Source organism: Sphingobium jiangsuense, assembly GCF_014196495.1.
Lineage (GTDB): Bacteria > Pseudomonadota > Alphaproteobacteria > Sphingomonadales > Sphingomonadaceae > Sphingobium > Sphingobium jiangsuense.
The window spans coordinates 1-3,476 of record NZ_JACIDT010000052.1 but is presented as its reverse complement, the minus strand read 5'-3'; the positions used below and the strand labels follow the sequence as shown (position 1 = coordinate 3,476).

Sequence of the window (3,476 nt, the reverse complement as noted above, 5' to 3'; positions counted from 1 at the left end):
GCTTCATCTTCGTTCCTTCGTCACTACGACGAAGCCCAAATCCTCCTTAATTCACAACCTCAAATCTGTGCCATTGGCGCTGACGCCGGACAACGGTGATCAGCTTGTCGGAGCGATAGGTGAAGGGCGCACGCACCCCGATTTCGAACCGGTTGCTCAGACCATAGCGCAAGGAACCGGAAGCCGTCAGAATATCCTGGCGGCTCTCATTGATATCGAACGCGCCTATCAATATGACCCCTGCCGCTCCTACTCCTCGGAAAACAGTGCGGTTGCGGTCTGCCCTTACATAATCCAGCCCCAGTTCCGCAATCAGCTGGCCCTTGCGGGTGACGACGCTGCCTTGCTGGTCGAGCACCGCGACGGTCGGCGCGCGATCGGAATCGGCCGGTGGCTGGCCGACCTGGATCGGCGATCCCCCCGCGACGGAAGCCCCGCCCGCTCCGGGCGGAGGTGGCGGCGGCGGCGGCGCGGCCGAAGCCGCGGCGAGGCTGGACAGCCGCTGTTCCAGCAGGTCGAGCCGCTGCTTCTGCTCGGCGATCTGCCTGTTCTGCTCGGCCAGCAGCGCGCGCGCCTGCGCCAGTTCGTCACGCAGCGCGTTGACGTCGCTCGCGCTGCCCTGCACCGGTGCGGGCTGTTGCTGCGCATGGGCGGGCGCCGCCGACAGGACCATCCCCATGGCGATAAGGGAACTCCCCAGCCCTCCGAAGAGGGCGCCGTTCTTTTTCATGATTTATCCCCCCGATCCTCTCCATATCGCCGCATCCAGGCCAAGGGACTGAACGCGATAGCCGATCGATCCTATGCTATAGGGCTGAACATTGCCAATGGTCAGGTCGATCATCAGCCGGTTGTCGATCACCCGCCCGTCGCCGGTGTTGACGATGAAGGAGGAGATGCTGCGGCCGATCTCATGCTCTATCAGCAGTTGCGGCAATATGGCCGAGGCGCTGACATTCGGCGCCGTTCCCTGGGTGGAGACATAATCGGTGGACGCCGCCGCCTGCCCCACAGCAGTCTGGCTTCCCGGCCCGGCGGGCAAACCCCCACCGGACACGGCGACCTGCGTCGTCCCGCCCGCATCGGTGGAAACGGTGACCGAGCCGACCGTCACCTGCACGCCGGTATCGGGCGACGCCGTCACCCCGCTGGGGTTCGCGCTGCCGCTCGACACGTCCGCGACGCCGCCGCCGCCCGGCGTCGCACTGACGGAAACGCCCCCGACATCGACCGATACCCCCGCGCCCGGCGTTCCATTGACGGAAACGCCTCCGACATCGACCGATGCTCCGCCTCCGGGGGTGGCGGAGACGCCCGGCAGCGAGGACGACGGAACCGGAGCGGAGCTTTCCACCGCCGACCCGGCGGGTATGTCGCCCGGCACCGGCCCCCCCGTGCCGCCATCGGTCGCGTCCACGATCGGCACCGTGATGGAGGCGGTGACGGCTTCCGCCGTCTTTTCGGCCTGCGTGCCCACCGCCTGGGTGACGCTGGTGGTGATGGTGTCGCCCAGCACGCGCATTTCCGTCTGCAAAACGCGCGTGCCGTTGACCACCGTGCTGACGATGATGCCGAAGTCGATCGTCATGCCGTTGGGCAGGGTGAAGCCGCCGCGCGCCTGCGCCAGTTCGGCATCGTCGAGCGGGGCGGAATCGAAAAGGCTGTCCCCAGCCGTGGCTCGCACTCCGGCGGCGGCATAAAGCGCCAGCAGCGAAGTGGAAAGAAGGCGGATCCCGTACATGGCCTAAAGGTCCCCTAGCATGAGCATCGGAGCGGCGATGCGAGGCGTCTGGAGGTCCAGCGGACGCGACAGGCTGCTCCCTATCGGGGGACGGCCTATGCTGGTCCATTGCGCCAGACGATTGAAGGAGGACTGGCCGGTCTCGCGCGAGCTGGTGACGACGAAATAGAGGCCGTCCCAGATCTTGCCGAATTCCTTGCGCGAATAGCGGATCAGGCCGCGCGACGGGTCGCCGACCAGCACCTCCGTATCCGAAACGCCCTTGATGACGATGAAATGGCGATATCCCTTGGTGACGGTCAGCGCGATGCCGGGCACGCGCGTCTTCGCGATCTGGTCCAGCGTCACGCGGAAGCCCTGCGTTTCGAGGCCGTGAGCGCCCAGATAGCGCTTCATGTCGAGCAGCGAGAAACCGTTCTTGCGGATCGCCGCCTGATCGCCCTTTTCCCACATGCCGGTGAAGGTCATCTCCTCGTTGGCGGGGATGCCGTAATGATAATGGAGCAGGGTCGCGAGCGCGGCCGAACCGCAGCTGAAATCATATTGCTGGCGGATGACCGTGTAGAATTTGCGGTCGAGCATCGTGCCCATGTCGACCTGAAAGCCGCCGCCTGGCATGGTCGGGATGACGAAGCCGGTGTGCTGCTGCGCCGCTGCGGGTGCAGGCGCGATCGCCAGTCCGGACGGAACCATCAGCAGCATGGCGGCGGCAAGGCGCCGCAGATGCCGCCCTCTTCCGCGCGAAACCCCATGCGGCATGGGGCCGGGGCCGTCGAGGCGATCGGAGCGGATCATGGCGTGGGCGAAGCGTAGTTGATTTGCAGGTTGACGCTCATCGCCGCGTTGATCGAGCTGTTGTTGCCCGTGTTGAAGTTGATCATCGACACGCCGCTGACATTCTGGAACGCGGAGTCGGCCAGGCTGACCGTGCCGGTCACGCTGTTGTCGCCGACATGATTGTCGTTGACGATGGCGTTGTTGCTGGACGAGGCGTTGAGCCAGTTATTCTGTTCCCGGCCCGTGGTCGCGGCGAGATCGGCATCGGGCAGCGGGGCCATGCCGAAGAGCTGGTCGGCGTCGCCCGCCCCGGCCGGGGCTGGGGCCACAGCCACAGTGACAGGGTCATCCTGCGCAACGGCCGGCGTCAGGGCCGGCAGAACGAAGGCGACGGCGACAAGTGCGGAGCGTATCGGACGATGGCAGCCATGGCGGCCTGGGCTGAGGCTGTACCTGACCATGATGCTCCTCTCCTTCCTGATGTACTCGGGCCTGATTTATCTCTGGGCCTGATTTGCCTTGAGGTCGGAAACCGGCACGTTCTCCGTGGGGGGTTGGAGGAACGTGCCGGCATCCGTTACGCTTGGGAGCGCATCAGATCAGAAGTTCACGTCGCCCGTCGAAACCGACAGGGTGACGGCAGCATTTTGCGACGCTCCGACGCCGGTGTTCTGGTTCAGAGCCTGAATGCCGGCGAAGTTCTGGAAAGCAGCGCCGTTGTTGCTCAGGCTGTTGTCGACCGAAGCGCCGCCGCCGCCAGGTGCACCGTCATAGCCGACGGAAACACCGCTGACATAGCTGGCCAGCGTGCTGCTGGACACCAGCGCATTGTCGCCGAACCAATTGGCGGTTTGTGCCTGCGCGTGTCCGTCGTCAGAACATTTGGCACAACTCGCGGCGTAAATTAGCGGAGTGCGGGCCTCGTCCTGGGGTTGATATTAAGCGGCGATCTTGCGGT

5 protein-coding genes are annotated in these 3,476 nt (G+C 65.1%); all 5 read right to left on the bottom strand.

Annotated elements, in window-relative coordinates; all coding sequences use genetic code 11:
• Window positions 1-46: 46 nt before the first annotated feature.
• The 5 genes from GGR43_RS23215 to GGR43_RS23195 all read right to left on the bottom strand — a co-directional run bounded on the left by GGR43_RS23215 (window position 47) and on the right by GGR43_RS23195 (window position 3,339).
• Window positions 47-730 (bottom strand): hypothetical protein, encoded by a 684-nt coding sequence (locus GGR43_RS23215; protein ID WP_188074072.1) that lies wholly within the window; start codon window positions 728-730, stop codon window positions 47-49.
• A gap of 3 nt (window positions 731-733) precedes the next feature.
• Window positions 734-1,741 carry a hypothetical protein gene (locus GGR43_RS23210; protein WP_188074071.1) on the bottom strand — a complete coding sequence of 336 codons (1,008 nt, stop codon included), beginning with the start codon at window positions 1,739-1,741 and terminating at the stop codon, window positions 734-736.
• A 3-nt stretch (window positions 1,742-1,744) separates the two neighbouring features.
• Complete coding sequence (locus GGR43_RS23205; protein WP_188074070.1) at window positions 1,745-2,536, bottom strand: C39 family peptidase; 792 nt, start codon at window positions 2,534-2,536, stop codon at window positions 1,745-1,747.
• Window positions 2,533-2,853 (bottom strand): hypothetical protein, encoded by a 321-nt coding sequence (locus GGR43_RS23200; protein WP_188074069.1) that lies wholly within the window; start codon window positions 2,851-2,853, stop codon window positions 2,533-2,535. The genes GGR43_RS23205 and GGR43_RS23200 overlap by 4 nt, the downstream gene beginning before the upstream one ends.
• Window positions 2,854-3,117: 264 nt before the next feature.
• Window positions 3,118-3,339, bottom strand: a complete 222-nt coding sequence (locus GGR43_RS23195) for a hypothetical protein (protein ID WP_188074068.1) — start codon at window positions 3,337-3,339, stop codon at window positions 3,118-3,120.
• Between the last annotated feature and the right edge of the window lie 137 nt (window positions 3,340-3,476).